This window comes from Streptomyces iconiensis (genome assembly GCF_028657195.3).
GTDB lineage: Bacteria > Actinomycetota > Actinomycetes > Streptomycetales > Streptomycetaceae > Streptomyces > Streptomyces iconiensis.
On sequence record NZ_JANCPR020000010.1, the window covers coordinates 79,658 to 94,034 of the forward strand.

The 14,377-nt window shown below is 69.4% G+C and carries 10 protein-coding genes and 2 pseudogenes; 7 read left to right on the forward strand and 5 right to left on the reverse strand.

Going from position 1 to position 14,377, the window contains the following annotated elements:
- Positions 1–20: 20 nt before the first annotated feature.
- The 3 genes from NMN56_RS12320 to NMN56_RS12330 form a co-directional block, all read right to left on the reverse strand.
- Positions 21–1,133: a type III polyketide synthase gene (locus NMN56_RS12320; protein ID WP_274040079.1), complete on the reverse strand. Its 1,113-nt coding sequence runs from the start codon at positions 1,131–1,133 to the stop codon at positions 21–23.
- Between the two features lie 10 nt (positions 1,134–1,143).
- Complete coding sequence (locus NMN56_RS12325; protein ID WP_274040080.1) at positions 1,144–2,358, reverse strand: cytochrome P450; 1,215 nt, start codon at positions 2,356–2,358, stop codon at positions 1,144–1,146.
- Between the two features lie 326 nt (positions 2,359–2,684).
- Positions 2,685–3,230, reverse strand: coding sequence for a hypothetical protein (locus NMN56_RS12330; RefSeq protein ID WP_274040081.1), 546 nt, complete (start codon positions 3,228–3,230; stop codon positions 2,685–2,687).
- 24 nt (positions 3,231–3,254) lie between these two features.
- Between NMN56_RS12330 and NMN56_RS12335 the strand changes: the two are divergent.
- From NMN56_RS12335 to NMN56_RS12370, 7 genes and pseudogenes are all read left to right on the forward strand, one after another.
- Positions 3,255–3,581: pseudogene (locus NMN56_RS12335) on the forward strand (fumarylacetoacetate hydrolase family protein); the annotation flags it as partial.
- 55 nt (positions 3,582–3,636) lie between these two features.
- A complete protein-coding gene (locus tag NMN56_RS12340) occupies positions 3,637–4,254 on the forward strand; it encodes a VOC family protein (RefSeq protein ID WP_274040082.1) in 618 nt (205 codons plus the stop codon).
- Positions 4,255–4,378: 124 nt separating this feature from the next.
- A complete protein-coding gene (locus tag NMN56_RS12345; protein WP_274040083.1) occupies positions 4,379–5,623 on the forward strand; it encodes a TetR family transcriptional regulator in 1,245 nt (414 codons plus the stop codon).
- A 389-nt stretch (positions 5,624–6,012) separates the two neighbouring features.
- Positions 6,013–7,510: pseudogene (locus NMN56_RS43250) on the forward strand (MFS transporter).
- Positions 7,511–7,813: 303 nt separating this feature from the next.
- Positions 7,814–8,644 carry a MoaF C-terminal domain-containing protein gene (locus NMN56_RS12360; RefSeq protein ID WP_280842646.1) on the forward strand — a complete coding sequence of 277 codons (831 nt, stop codon included), beginning with the start codon at positions 7,814–7,816 and terminating at the stop codon, positions 8,642–8,644.
- Positions 8,641–10,218: an FAD-binding oxidoreductase gene (locus NMN56_RS12365; RefSeq protein ID WP_274040086.1), complete on the forward strand. Its 1,578-nt coding sequence runs from the start codon at positions 8,641–8,643 to the stop codon at positions 10,216–10,218. Before NMN56_RS12360 ends, NMN56_RS12365 begins: the two co-directional genes overlap by 4 nt.
- A gap of 41 nt (positions 10,219–10,259) precedes the next feature.
- The gene (locus tag NMN56_RS12370; RefSeq protein ID WP_274040087.1) at positions 10,260–11,399 is read left to right on the forward strand and encodes a glycine amidinotransferase; all 1,140 of its coding nucleotides are present in this window, start codon (positions 10,260–10,262) and stop codon (positions 11,397–11,399) included.
- A gap of 119 nt (positions 11,400–11,518) precedes the next feature.
- Here NMN56_RS12370 and NMN56_RS12375 read toward each other — a convergent pair whose 3' ends face one another.
- Both NMN56_RS12375 and NMN56_RS12380 read right to left on the reverse strand, forming a co-directional pair.
- Positions 11,519–12,733 (reverse strand): cytochrome P450, encoded by a 1,215-nt coding sequence (locus NMN56_RS12375; RefSeq protein WP_274040088.1) that lies wholly within the window; start codon positions 12,731–12,733, stop codon positions 11,519–11,521.
- Between the two features lie 343 nt (positions 12,734–13,076).
- Entirely contained in the window at positions 13,077–14,258 is a 1,182-nt protein-coding gene (locus NMN56_RS12380) for an MFS transporter (RefSeq protein WP_280842635.1), read from the reverse strand.
- Positions 14,259–14,377 lie beyond the last annotated feature (119 nt).

Below are 14,377 nucleotides of genomic sequence, written 5' to 3' on the forward strand. Positions count from 1 at the left end.
CGGGCCGACTGCCTCGGCTGTCACGCGCGGGCCGACTGCCTCGGCAGCGTCGTCAACCGGTGTGCCGGCACATGGTCCAGCCCTCCGGCCGGGTTCCAGGAGCCCAGCGTGATCTCGGCGGTGATGCCGGGGCCGAACCCCGCGATGAGCCCCTGGGCCCCGTGGCCGGCTCCGCCGTCCACGAAGAAGCGTTCCAGTGCGTCGAAGATGACGGCGCTGGCGATGTTGCCGCGTTCGGTGAGGGTGGCTCTGCTGTAGCGGACCATGAACTGCGGCACTTTCAGGTGCGTGCACAGGTCGTCCAGAATCCTGGGGCCGCCGGCGTGGACGATGTAGAAGGCGAGCCCCGAGATGTCCCAGTCGCACAGCTCGGTCAGCTCGCGCAGGGCCGGGGCGAGGTCGGCCATGGTGCCCGGCACCCGCTTGTCGAGCATGAAGTGGAACCCGGTGTCGCGGACCGCGTAGGAGATCCAGTCCTCCGTGTCGGGCACGAGGTGCGAACCGTTGTGGTCCAGCCGTACGCCCCTGCCGCCCTGGCCCCGGACCACAGCCGCGGCGATGGCGTCCCCGAACAGGCCGTTGGACAGCAGGTTGCCCACCAACAGGTCCGTCGGCTGGTAGCACAGCGAGCAGAACTCGCAGCACAGGATCAGCACGTTCGCCTGCGGGTAGGCGGTGCAGAAGTCGTGGGCGCGATTGAGGGCCGCACCCCCTGCCGCGCAGCCGAGCTGGGCGATCGGCAGTTGCCGGGTCTCCTGCCGGAACCCCATCGTGTTGATCAGCCAGGCGGTCATCGACGGCATCATGAATCCGGTGCAGGAGACGTAGACGATCATGTCGATGTCGCGCGGAGTGAGGTCGGCGTAGGCCAGCGCCCGGAGCGCTGCCTCGGGCACACGGGCCTTGGCCTCCGCTTCGTACAGGGCGTTGCGCGTGGTGAAGCCGGGATGGCGCAGGGTGTCCTCGATGGGCTGCACCAGATGGCGGGTCTGCACGCCGGTGTTGGAGATCAGGCGTAGTGCGAGGCCCAGTTGAGGGTGGTCGGCATGCAGCTCCCGTGCCAGCTCAAGGGTCTGCTCCCGGGTGATGACATGCTCGGGCACGGCGATGGCCGGCCTGCACAAGGTAGCCATGACGACACCCCTACCAGGTCACGGGCAGGGCTAGCGGATAGCGCCAGATCGACACGGTGTTCCACCTCACCTCGCCCTCGGGTACGGCCAGCCGCAGCCCGGGGAAGCGGGTGAGGAGCGTGCCGATGGACACCTGGAGAGCCATGCGCGCCAGGTGGGAGCCGAGGCAGTGGTGACTGCCGTATCCGAAGGTCATGTGCCCGGCCGGCGCCTCACGTTCGAAGTCCAGCTCGTCGGGCCGCTCGTAGACCAGGCCGTCGCGGTTGCCGGTCAGATAGGACACGTGCACGGTGTCGCCGGCCGCGATGAGCCGGCCGCCGAGTTCCACGTCCTCCAGGGCCACCCGTGGAATGCCGACGCCCTGGCGGAAGGGGATGTAGCGCAGCAGCTCTTCCAGGGCCCTGGGCAGCAGTTCGGGCCGCGCCCGTAGCTGGGCCAGGTGCGAAGGGTGGGTCAGCAGGGTGTAGACGATGTTGCTGATCTCGTAGGTGGTGGTGTCATGCCCGGTGACCAGCAGGAGCATGGCCAGTACGGCCAACTCCCTCTCCTCCAGCATCTCGTCGCCGATGCGCGCGCCGGCCATCGCGCTGATCAGGTCGTCGCCGGGTGCGCGGCGCCGCGCACCGGTCAGCTCGGTGAAATACGCGCGCAGCGCCGCCTTCGCCTCGGCCGCTGCCGAGGCGTCGTCCGCGCTCATCGACATCATGGCCGTCGCCCAGCGGCGCAACCGCGGGCGGTCCTCCTCCGGTACGTCCATCAGCTGGCTGATCGTCATCAGCGGCAGCTCGTTCGCCAGGTGCGCGACGATGTCGGCCGGCGCACCGTGTTCGGCCATCCTGTCCAGCAGCGCGTCAACGGTCTTCTGGGTCCAGGGGCGCAGCGCCTCGACCTGGGGAGTGGTAAAAGCTTTGACGACCAGCTTGCGCACCCGGTTGAGCGCGGGCGGGTCCATCAGGTTGATCGCCTCCGACTGCGCGATGGGCGCCGGGGTGATCCGGGGGAAGTCCTGGCCGACCAGTGCGGCCCGGCTGAACCTCCGGTCGGAGGTCACCGTCTGCACGTCCGCGTAGCGCGTCACCAGCCAGCAGGTGCCCTTGCCGTACGGCATACGGACCCGGGCGACGGGCTCTTCGTGCATCATGCGCGTCATGAACGGGTCGGGCTCAAGAGCGTTGTCATGGCGGAACGGGCACGTCCGCTCGGTACCGGTATCAGCTGTGGTCATCCCAGCACTTCCCCTCAACGCGAGGTCCGTCCGTATTGCGTACCTTCAGGGCGATACCCGCCCTGGCATGGGGTCACCTCGCGAGGGAGCAAACCACTCTTATAGGGCCACTCTCCCTCGAACACATCCAGAGGCAGCAATGTGCGCGCCCGGGCGGCGCTGCCCCGCTCGATCTCCTCACCGCGACGACCGCGCCGCGGTCACGGGCCCGCCGATGCGCGGCACCCGCGCCGGGGAACGGTGCGCCGGCGGCCGTCTCCCCCCTCACCGGGTGAGGGAATTCGGTCGAACAGGTTCACCTGACGGCCACCGGAGCGGAGCGCCCATCAGGCCGGGGCGCGCTGGGCGCCCGCGCGGGAACAGCGCCCGCGTGGAGGCGGGTTGGACACGTGGGCGCCCGGTCGGGACGAGGCGGCGAGGGCGATCGCGGTGGAGCCGCGCTCCGGCCGCGGGAAGCCGCTATGTCTCGCGTCCGGTCTTCCCCTCGCCGCGCTCCTCGGCGGCTGCACTCCGGCTTCCGGTTGTTCTCGTCCCGGCGCCTTCACATTCTCCAGCAGATGCTGTCCCTGACGGTCGATCGTCCGCGTAACCGCCTCTTGCAGAACACCAAAAGCCGTGGCCCAGGCAATGATCTGTGACGAGGTGTCCAGGGCGTTCAGCCCGGGAAAGAATTTGCCGCTGAGCAACACGACGCCGACCAGCGCTGTCAGCGCACCGACAGGCAGCCGGAGAAGCAGAAGGTTGATGAGCACATGGTAGGGGCTCGAATTTCCGCGTACCTTGCGCAGCGACCCCGCACCGGTGACATGGGCAGCGAGCATGCCGACGAACTCGATGAACCATACGCCCTGCCATGTGGGCTTCTTCCCCAACGGGCATACGGTCAGCGGCGCGTGTTCAGCCTGGGCAAGTCTTTCCCCGGGTTCACACCCATCGGGCCGTGGCTGGTCACACCGGACGAGTTCGAGGACGCCGACGACCTCGAACTCACCTGCTCCGTCAATGGCGAGCAGGTCCAGAAGGGCCGCACCCGCGACCTGGTGTTCACCGTGCCCGCCCTGATCGCGAAGCTGTCGGCCGTGCTGCCACTGCTGCCCGGCGACGTGCTCTTCACCGGCACCCCGGCGGGTGTCGGCCTGGGCCGCGAACCGCAGCGCCGGCTGAACCCCGGCGACGTGCTGGTCTCCTCCATCGAGGGCATCGGCGAACTGCGCCAGACCTTCAGCGGCTGCCCCGCACCCGCTGAGCCCAACGGAACAGGACCAAGGAGTCCCGACCATGGCACTGCACCGCCTGACCTCCGTCACCATGGGCGTCCCCAACGTCGCCGAAACAGCCGCCTACTACACCGACTTCGGCCTCACCCCGGACGGCGACGGCTGGTTCACCACCCGCGACGCCGGCCGCCAACTGCACCTCGTGCACGCCCCCACCCGCCGCCTCATCGAGCTACGCGTCGGCGCCGACGACCCCGACGACCTGGCCGCCGCTGCCTCCCGCCTGGAGCGCGTCGGCGCCGCCTGTGAACGTCACGGCACCGCCGTCCTCGTGCTCAAGGCCCCCGTGACCTACCTCCACCACACCTCCTGGCAGGTCGACGACGTCGACGATGTCGGACGCGGTGCCACCGCCATGCTGGAGGACCATCCCGAACGCCATATCTGGGGCCTGGGCCGCCACCACGCCGGGTCGAACTTCTTCTGGTACCTCAAGGACCCGGCGGGCACCTTCTCCGAGTACTACTCCGACATGGACTGCGTCGCCGACGACCAGCTGTGGACCCCCGAAGTCCTCGAAGGCGCCAAGGGATTGTTCAACTGGGGCCCGCCCCCGCCGCCTTCCTTCCTCCATCCCGAGGACCTCGCCGCTCTGATGTCCGGCTCCCACAGCGACTGAACGCAGCCAGGCTGATGAACGTCTTCCGCGTCGGCGCCCCCTGAACTTCCGCCTGCCGCGCCCGCCGATCCGCATCGCGCCCCCGCTGAGTCAGGAACCCCATACATATGTGTAGGGTTGCGGGATGGCGCGTACTGGGCGGTCGAAGGCCGAGCTGATCCTGTCGGACGAGGAGCGGGGCGCGCTGGAGGAGTGGGTGCGGGACCGTTCCACGCCGCGGGCGTGGGCGCTGCGGTGCCGGATCGTCCTGGCGTGCGCAGGCGGGGCGTCGAACAAGGACGTGGCCGCCGAGGTCGGCTCGTCGCCCCATGCGGTGGGCCGGTGGCGGGCGCGGTTCGTCGAGCGCCGGATCGCCGGGCTGGGTGACATGCCCCGTTCGGGCGGGCCCCGCACGGTCACGGACGAGCAGGTCGCCACCGTGGTCAGGCGAACGCTGGAGACGGCGCCGGAGAACGCCGCGCACTGGTCGACGAGGGCGATGGCGAAGGAGACGGGCCTGTCCCAGTCGACCGTTTCGCGGATCTGGCGTACGTACGGCCTGCGAGCGCACCGAACGGAAACGTGCGAGCCCTCCGCGCGGAAGAAGACCGCGGACGAGATCCTCGAACGCCTCGCCGGTCCCTCGGGCGGAACGGCCACCGGACACGTCGTTGAGCCCGTTCCCCCAGGCCCGGAGGGGGCCGTCCCCGTCCAGGAGGGGGTTGCCGTCCCCGTTCAGGAAGGGGTTGCCGTCCCCGTTCAGGAGGGGGTGCGCGAGCGGAAGAAGCAGCGGACGCGGCGGGTGCTGATCGACGTGGCGCACGAACTGTTCGAGAAGCACGGGTACGAGCAGACCCCCGTGGATCGCATCGCCAAGGCGGCGCGTGTCTCGCAGCGCACGTTCTTCCGCTACTTCGCCGGCAAGGAGGATGTCGCGCTGGCCACGGTGGACGAGGTGCTGGCTGTCTTCGCGCAGGCGGTGGCGGCCCGCCCCCGTTCCGAGGCCCCGATGGAGGTGCTGCGCCTCGCGCTGCGGGACACCGTGGAGCGGGTGCGGGCCCAGGACCCGCGGCGGGAGGCCCAGTTCGGCGAACGCTTCCGCCGGCTCAACGAGGCGCCGGGACTGCTCGCCGCGCACCTGCGCAGAGAGGAAGAGCGCAACCACGTGCTGGTGGCGGAGGTGGCCGAGCGTGAGGGCGTCGACCCGGTGACCGACCCCCGCCCGCACCTGCTGGTCGCCGCCTTCGCGGCGGCGATGCGGGTGAGCATCCGGCACTGGTACCTGGAGGAGGCGACCAGCGACCTGGCCGGGCTGCCCGACGAGGTGGACCGGCACATCGAACTGCTGGGCCCGGCACTCGCGGGGCACTGGAGCCGACCACTCTCCTGAACCAAGCCCTCTTTCCTCAACCTTGCCCACCTGAGTCAGGAATGCTATTCATCAGAGGGGTATTGGGCGACCGATGCGGGATTTTCCTCTTTGCCAAATGGCAGTCAGTGCCATAACGTCGCCCGGCGATGCATCGCTCCATGCTGAACCCGTTCTCGTCCGACCGGAGTGCCTCGATGACGCCTGCCGAGAATTCGGCGCCCGGAGCGCGGAACACACCCTTGCTCCACACCGACCCACCTCCTCCCACCTCCCCCACCTCCCCCACCTCTCCGCACCCTCCGTCGCCCCCTCCGCCCTCCCTCCCCACCGGGACCGCCAACGCCGGGACCACCGGCGGTCTGCGGGGCCGTCCGTGGCTGGTGCTGATCGCTGTGGCGCTCGGCGTGATGATGGTGGCGCTGGACGGCACCGTGGTCGCCGTCGCCAACCCGGCCATCGGCCGGGACCTGAACGCCTCCCTCTCCGACCTCCAATGGGTCACCAACGGCTATCTGTTGGCGCTCGCCGTCTTCCTGATCAGCGCGGGCAAGCTGGGTGACCGCTTCGGCCACAAGGCGATGTTCCTGACCGGTGTCGTCGGCTTCAGCGGCAGTTCGCTGCTGATCGGGCTGCTGCCGCAGCTGATGCCGGACAGCGCGCTGCCGCTGGTGATCGCCTTCCGGGTGCTCCAGGGCGTGTTCGGCGCCATCCTGCAACCGGCCGCGCTGGGGCTGCTGCGCTCCACCTTCCCGGCAGAGCGCCTGAACATGGCCATCGGCATCTGGGGCGGCTGCCTGGGCGCCTCCACCGCCGGCGGCCCGATCGTCGGCGGCCTGCTGGTGCAGCACTTCAGCTGGGAGTCCGTCTTCTACATCAACGTGCCGCTCGGGGCGATCGCCATCGTCGTCGCGCTGCTGGTACTCGGCCGCAACCGGCCGGTGGACAGCACGTCCCGGTTCGACATCCCGGGGGGTCGGGCTGCTCTCCGCCGGGATGTTCTGCCTCGTCTTCGGGCTGGTGAAGGCCCCCGACTGGCACTGGGGCGACCCGAGGACCATCGGCTTCCTCGTCGGCGCCCTCGTGCTCGGCGCGGCGTTCGTGCTCCGGCAGAGCCGCGCCGCGCATCCGCTGCTGCCGTTGACGCTGTTCCGCTCGGTCAGCCTCTCCGCCGCGGCGGGGCTGACGGTGCTGATGGCCTTCCCCATGTACGGCGCCATGTTCTTCATCACCTTCTACTTCCAGGGTGTGCACGGCCTCTCCCCCGTGCGGACCGGGGTCCAGTTGCTGCCGATGACCGCGATGATCATCATCGGCTCCCCGATGGCCGGGGCCCTCGCCTCCCGGTTCGGCCCGCGTCCGCTGGCGGTCGGCGGCATGGGAGTCGCCGCCGTGGCGATGCTCGGCATGGCCACCATGGGCAAGGAAGCCGCCGGGCTGGAGACCGCCGTCTGGTTCCTGCTGCTGGGCATCGGACTGAGTCCCGTGGTGCCCTGTGTCACCCAGGCCATCCTCAGCAACGCGCCGCTCCGTCTGTCCGGCACCGCCTCCGGCTTGCAACAGGCGGCGATGCAGGTCGGCGGCTCGCTGAGCACCGCCGTACTGAGTGCGGTGATGACCTCACGCGTCGGCGGCACGCTGGGCGGCCACCTCCGGGACGCCGGGGTGCCTGCCGACCACACCCGGGTGGAACAGGCCAAGGGGATGGTGGCCCAGGGCGTCGCTCCGGTACCGCCGCACACCCCCGAGCCCCTCGCCCAGCGCATCACCACCGCGGCCCACCACTCCTTCATGGACGGACTGCACACCTCGTTCCTGGTGGCCGGCACCGTGACGGCGCTGGGCGCGCTGCTCGCCGTCCTCGTACGCGCCGACCCGGCCAAGGGCGGGGCGCCGCCTGCGCCCTAGGGATCCACGGGTGCCGCCGCGCGCTCGCGCGCTACGGGCGGGAGATCTGTGCGCCGGAGGGGGCACGGTGTGGCGGCAGGAGTGGTTGTACGCTGCCGTACATCCTGTGCGCCCGGGTACGCGGGAACCGAATTCTTCGGTTTACGTGCCCCCGTATGACCGGCCGGGGTGGTTTTCTTCGATGTCCCTCAGTCTCCGCTTTCGTCCCAGCGGTGACCGGGCAAGCCGTTTTCATGGCGGCGCCGGGCGGTTTCGACGGCGAGCCCGAACATTCGGAGAGAACTGTTGTGAGGCCGCATGTCTATGTCTTCGCCGGAACCGCGCCTGCCCGATCTGCGCTCGCTCTACCTTTCCTATGAGTTCTGTGACGCAGGGCTCGACCGCAATCGGCTGCCGCTCACCGATGAACTGGCAGGCAGGCGAATGGAATTGCATGCCGCAGGGGAAAAACTGACGTCGCACCGGCTGCATTTCCTGGACGGAGACACGCTGTTGTGGCAGCGGGATAACGAACCGAAGCCGCAGAGAGTGCATTACCGCGCGGTGGCAGCGCGTCCGGACGTCTGCTTCGTCGACTGGCCCACCGCCCGCAGTGCGGCCACCACGGTCTCCCTGATCATCGACTTCTCGACCCGGCACGTGCTCGTTCTGGACACCACGCTGCCCACGCCCCGTGCCGCGCGCGCCGGACTCTACAAGCGGATCACGGACACGGACGACCTCAGTGCGGTCCAGGTGGAGGCGACCGTGACCGGAATCGGCCGCGCCCCGAACGATGACGCGTTCCCGCATACGACCGACCTGGTGGGCGCCCGGGTGCTGTGCGACTACGGGGGCGGCTCCTTCGAGCACCTCTACCTCAACGAGCACATGTTCTGCTGGCACTGTGTCGCCGGTGACGGCCGGGGCGCTGCCGACGCCGACCCCTGTGTGTACCGGCGGGTCAGCGACGACCTGTACCTGGTGGTGTGGCGGGAGAAGCTCGCCCCCGCTGTGGGCATGGTGCTGCTTGACCTGTCGGCAGGCCGCTCCACGGGCAAGCTCCACCAGGACAGGCTGTCCCAGCCGGGGGACATCGCCAACCACCTCATCGGGGCGCGGGTGACGGTGCTCAACCGGACCCGGTACCCGTGAGCGGCGGACACGGGCCCCCGGAAGGCGCGGCCCACGGGCCCGTCCCCGAGGGGCTTCCCGCCGCGCTGGCCGCCTGGCGCCAGGCCCTCGGCACCCCGCACGTACGTACCGACCCCGGCCTGCTGAACCGGCTGTCGGCTGCCACCTACCCCACCAACGTCCGCGTCCCCGCCGCGCTGTACCCGGCCGACGTGGAACAGGTGCGGGAGTGCGTCGCTATCGCCTCCCGGAACGGCGTCGCCCTGCACCCGGTCAGCACCGGCAAGAACTGGGGCTACGGTTCCGCCTGCCCGGTCGGCGACGGCACCGTCGTCATGTCCCTGGCCCGGATGGACCGGATCCTGGACTACGACGAGGAGTTGGCGTACGTCACCGTCGAACCAGGTGTCACCCAGCAGGACCTGTACGCGTTCCTGTCCCGGCAGGGCGCACGGCTGCTGCCGAGCGTCACCGGCAGCACCCCCGACTCCAGCCTGATCGGAAATGTGCTCGAACGGGGCCTGGGTGAGGGTGCCTACGGTGACCGTTTCGCGCACGTCTGCGGCATGGAGGCCATCCTCGGTACGGGCGAGATCGTACGGACGGGGTTCTCGGGGTTCACCCATGCCCCCGTACGTTCCCCCGTCGGGGCAGTGCACCGCTGGGGGCGCGGGCCCTGGCCTGACGGGCTCTTCACACAGTCCAACCTCGGTGTCGTCACCCGCATGACGCTGTGGCTGGCCCCGGAACCCGGGGCGCTGGTGCCGTTCTCGTTCCGGACAGAGGCCGGGGGCCCGGTACTCGCGGCGGTCGTCGACGCCGTGCGGCGGCTCCGCATGGACCGGATACTCGACACGGGATTCGTCATCGCCAACGACGTACGGGAGATCTCCGCGCGGCAGCGCAGCCCCTGGCACGGACAGTCCAACCGCGAGCCGATGCCGGCGGTGCTGCGCGGGCGGTTACGTGCCCGCTGGGATCTCGGCGCGTGGAACGGCGGCGGAGCGCTGCACGCCGCCGACGACCGCCACGGCGCCGACCTGCGGCGTCTGGTGCGCGCACGGCTCGAACCGCACGTGTCCCGGCTCGTCTTCGGGGCCGGGGCCGAGGCGACTCCGTTGCAGCGCGGAGAGCCGACGGACGCGCACCTCGCCATGGCCTACTGGCGCACCCGCGCGCCCGTTCCCCCGCGCTCCCCCGACCTCGACGCTGACGGCTGCGGGCTGATCTGGGTGTGTCCCGTCGTGCCGCTGCTGGGCCGGCACGTGACGGCAGCCGTGGAACTGATCGAGGAGATCACCGCCGCGCACGGCTTCGACGCCAACCTCAGCCTGAACTCCGTCGCGGAGCGCTCAGCCGTCATCACGGCCGCCCTGGCCTACGACCGGTCGGACGCCGACGAGGAACGGCGCGCGATGGTATGCCACGACGCACTGCACGAGCGCACGGAACGGGCCGGTTATCCGTCCTACCGGCTCAGTTCACGTGCGAGGAGAAGCAGTTGCGGCATGGCGGCCGACGGCGGGCTGGCCGCCATGCTGCGGCGGATCAAATGTGCCCTCGACCCGGCCGGGGTGATCTCTCCCGGGCGTTAGGGGCTCCCACCGGTCCGGCCGATGCCGGAGGAGAGGACATCATGTCGCTCAACAGTTACGACGAATGGTCTCCGCTTGCCGAGGTCGTGGTGGGCTCGGGAGCGAGATTCGAGGCACACGAACTGGAGCTGTCCTTCAAGCTCTTCTTCCACGACGTGGCGTACGCGGCTTTCTACTACCCCAGTTACGGGCCTGCGGCCGACGACGCGGCGTCCGAGCCGGAGAGTTCCCGTCAGCTCAAGCGGCGTTACGTCGACGAGTTGAACGAGGACCTGGAAGAACTCGTCACGGTACTGCGCGAGTACGGCGCGCTCGTCCACCGCCCGCTGCCGCTGCCCGCACCGGCGCCCTTCAGTACACCGTCCTGGCAGGCCCACTGCGTTCCCGCGCTGAACATCCGTGACCAGGCCATCATCATGGGCGAGGAGATTCTTGAAACCCCGCCGCAAGTACGCGCCAGGTACTTCGAGAACGACCTGCTCAAACCGGTCTTCTACCGCTATTTCCACGCCGGTGCGAAATGGTCGGTCATGCCGCGCCCCGTGATGACCGACCGCTCCTTCGACACCTCCTACGTCTCCGGACAGAAGACTCCCGCCATGCAGGAGATCGCGCATCCGCAGGCGTCCCCTTACGACACGGGCTTCGAGATGATGATCGACGCCGCGCAGTGTCTGCGGTTCGGTCGCGACATTCTTGTGAATGCCGCGACCGAGAACCACGTGCTCGGCGCGCGCTGGATGCAGCGGCATTTCGAGGGCCGCTTCCGTTTCCATCTGATGCACCGCTTCGCTGACAACCACATCGACAGCCTGGTGCTGCCGTTGCGTCCCGGCACTCTGTTGCTGCGTAATCCACTCGTGGCCGAGAGCCTGCCGGAGCCGCTGCGGCGCTGGGACCGTATCTACGCCCCCGAGCCCGACGACAACTCCTTCCCGCAGTACGAGGACGACGATCTGCTCCTCACCAGCAGGTACATCGACATGAACGTCCTGTCGGTCGACGAGAACACCGTCGTCGTCAACTCGCTGTGCCCGGAGCTGATCCGGACGCTGGAGCGGCACCGCTTCACCGTGCTCCCGGTCCAACACCGTCACCGCCGGCTGTTCGGCGGCGGCTTCCACTGCTTCACGCTGGACACGGTGCGCCGCGACTCCGGGCCATGTGACTACCTGGAGTGACGCCTGGCCCGGTGGGCGAACGGGGCATGGGGCTCACGCGAGAACGGCGCGGCCGGTGACCACTTCGGTAACCGCCGCGCCGTTCTCGTGAGGAAGCGCCGCACACACCCGGGTGCGCTTCACACCTCTACGAGCAGGGACAGGGGATGCCGCAGGTTGTAGCCGTAGCCCCAACGAGGCTCCTCCACGAGCCGGTAGTGCGGTGCGGCAGCCAGCAGTGCCGTGTAGGCCGCCTCCATCTGCACCCGTCCCATCACGGGGCCGAGACAGCCGTGCCACCCGGTGCCGAAGGCGAGGTGACTGGTGCCGCCGCGGGCCCGGGTCAGGTCCAGTTCGTCGGGGGCGTGGAAGTAGGCGTCGTCGCGGTTGGCGGAGACGAAGAGCACCGCCACCTCCGAACCCCGGGGTATGCGTACGCCACCGATGACCGCGTCTTCCAGCGCCCAGCGTTCAAACATGTGCACGGATGAGTCATAGCGCAGGAGCTCCTCGATGGCCGCACGGAAGCGGCCCGGCTCGTTCCGCAGCAGCTGAAGCTGGTCGGGATGGCGCAGCAGGGACAGCCAGCCGATCGTGCTGGTGCCTGCCGCTGAGTCGAACGGCCCGAGGAACAGCGTGACCGCGGCGAACCCGCACTCCTCCTCGCTCAGCACTCCGGACCGCTTCGCCTCGGCCAGCGCACTGACCAGATCGTCGCCAGGGTGGTTCTCGCGGGCGCGTACCAGCCCCAGCAGATACGCCACGGCCTCCTGGTCGGCGCGTGCCGCGGCGACCAACGCCTCCGGCGTGCGGTTGGGGACGAGAGCCTCCGTCATCTCCCTCGACAGGCCGGCCAGCATGGGCTGGTCCTCCTCGGGCACTCCGACGGCTTCGCCCACCAGCGCCCAGGCGAGGGGCTGGAAGAGGGCAGAGACCAGATCACCGCCGCCGGCCGCGACGAACGGTTCGGCCAGCGCGCGGGCCCGTTCCACGTAACGTCCCCGCTTGCGCTGCCACTCACGGGCGCTGAACGGCGGCCCCAGAAGCGCACGGAGCCGGGTCTGCAACGGCGGGTCCTCGTCCAGAACGCTGAATTGCTTGTGCCAGAAGCCCACTTCCTCGGCGGAAAATGAGCGCATCCTCTCCGACCGCTCCACGAAGGCGGCCCGGTGCTTCTGGGACCTCCCGAGCGCTGGATTGCGCAGCGCGGCCTGCACCTCGGCGTATCCGGAAACCAGCCACTGGGCCGTCGGCTCGAACCAGCACACCGGATGTTTTTCCCGCAGGGCCGCGTAGGCGGGAAAAGGGTCATCGATGAATTCCCGCGACCAGGGATCGAACTCACGTGGTCCCATGGGTCTCCTCGCTTCCGTAGGGACACCCCGCAACCGCTACCCGGTCGGAGCGGCCCCAGGAGGAAAACGCTGCGGAATATCTTCCCGGCGGCGCACCCCGCCACGCGGCGGCAGACCGCAGGACCTGCCTGACGAGGGTGTACGGAATTGCGGGTGTCAAAGGAGCGCACCTCAGCGAACAGGCGCACTCCGGTGCGCGAAAACACCGTTTCCCCGCTTCGGCCCGACCGGCCCGTGAACAAGTCGCCCCACCGGCGGAGAAATGGGAATCCCCAGGGGAGGACTCAGGGCGACGATTCGCGCACTCGCCGCTCTCCTGCCGGGGCGCCCGGGGAGGGGGCTTCTAGTCCAGAACGCGGCCCTTGGTCTCCGGCAGGAGCCAGATGAACAGGAGGGTCAGGGCGGTACAGACCATCACCACGGTGGCGATGGCCGTGCCCAGCCCGGTTCCGGCCGCCGCCCAGCCGATGAGTGCGGGGCTGAACGCCGCCGCACCGCGGCCGACGTTGTAGGTGACGCCCGCTCCTGTGCCGCGGACGCGTGCGGGGAACAGCTCGGTGAACAGGGCGCCCTTGCCCGACGCCTGGGCCGATATGAAGAAGCCGACCACGAAGGCGAGCAGCAGGTTGTACCAGGGTGCGTCGAGCGGGACGGCCATGAACAGGAAGCCGAAGAGCGCCGTTCCCAGGTAGAAGACCGTGAACGCCCAGCGCCGTCCGATGCGGTCGTGCAGCCGGCCGCCGAGCACATAGCCGAGCCAGTTGCCGGCGATCATGAACCAGATGTACATCGCGGTGTCGCTGACGCTGAGCCCGCGTTCTTCCTTCAGGTACAGCGGGATCCACGTCTGCATCGCGTAGGTGCTTCCCAGGCCGGTCGCGCCGAACAGCGTGCCCAGCACGGTGTGCTTACGCAGTCCCGGCGAGAAGAGTTCGGCGAAGGCGCCTCTTTCGCGCGGCTTCCGCTCCACCTTTATCGCCGGCACGTCGCGCAGTTTCCTGCGGATCAGCAGCGCCACCAGCGCGGGGAGTATTCCGGTCACGAACATCACCCGCCACGCGACCGTGTCAGGCAGCCAGAGGTGGCTGAGCAGGTAGGCGAGGTTCGCTCCGGCCCAGCCGACGGCCCACGCCGACTGGACCCAGGCCAGCGCCCTCCCCCGGCGTTCCGGAGTCGCGTACTCCGCCATGAGTGCGGCGCCCACGGGCCATTCGGCGCCGAAGAAGAAGCCTTCGAGGGTGCGCCACAGCAGCAGTTGCTCGAAGTTCTGAGCGGTGGCGGTCAGGCCGGTGAACAGGGCGTAAGCGGCGATCACCAGTACCAGGACCTGTACCCGGCCGAAGCGGTCCGCCAGCCTGCCGCCGGCCACACCGCCAACGGCCGAGCTGATGAGCGCGCACGAGGTGGCCAGCCCGCCCTGCGCCGTGGTGAGTCCGAAGGCGGCGATGATCCCGCTGAGCGCGAGCGGGAACATCTGGTTGGTGAAGCCGTCCAGGCCCCAGCCCGTCCAGGTCGCCCAGGTCACCCGTCGTACGAGAGACCTGTTCGTGCCGGGTGGAGAGGGAGCAGTCGATGTGGTGGTCATGCCTGCACTCCGATCGGTCGGTACCTGGGTTCGATCAGCGCCATGGAGCCGGGAGTTGA

Bases quoted from the DNA above. Each gene is read 5' to 3' on its own strand.
- NMN56_RS12320 (WP_274040079.1), bottom strand. From the start codon at position 1,133: ATGGCTACCTTGTGCAGGCCGGCCATCGCCGTGCCCGAGCATGTCATC.
- NMN56_RS12325 (WP_274040080.1), bottom strand. From the start codon at position 2,358: ATGACCACAGCTGATACCGGTACCGAGCGGACGTGCCCGTTCCGCCAT.
- NMN56_RS12340 (WP_274040082.1), top strand. From the start codon at position 3,637: ATGGCACTGCACCGCCTGACCTCCGTCACCATGGGCGTCCCCAACGTC.
- NMN56_RS12345 (WP_274040083.1), top strand. From the start codon at position 4,379: ATGGCGCGTACTGGGCGGTCGAAGGCCGAGCTGATCCTGTCGGACGAG.
- NMN56_RS12360 (WP_280842646.1), top strand. From the start codon at position 7,814: ATGTCTTCGCCGGAACCGCGCCTGCCCGATCTGCGCTCGCTCTACCTT.
- NMN56_RS12370 (WP_274040087.1), top strand. From the start codon at position 10,260: ATGTCGCTCAACAGTTACGACGAATGGTCTCCGCTTGCCGAGGTCGTG.
- NMN56_RS12375 (WP_274040088.1), bottom strand. From the start codon at position 12,733: ATGGGACCACGTGAGTTCGATCCCTGGTCGCGGGAATTCATCGATGAC.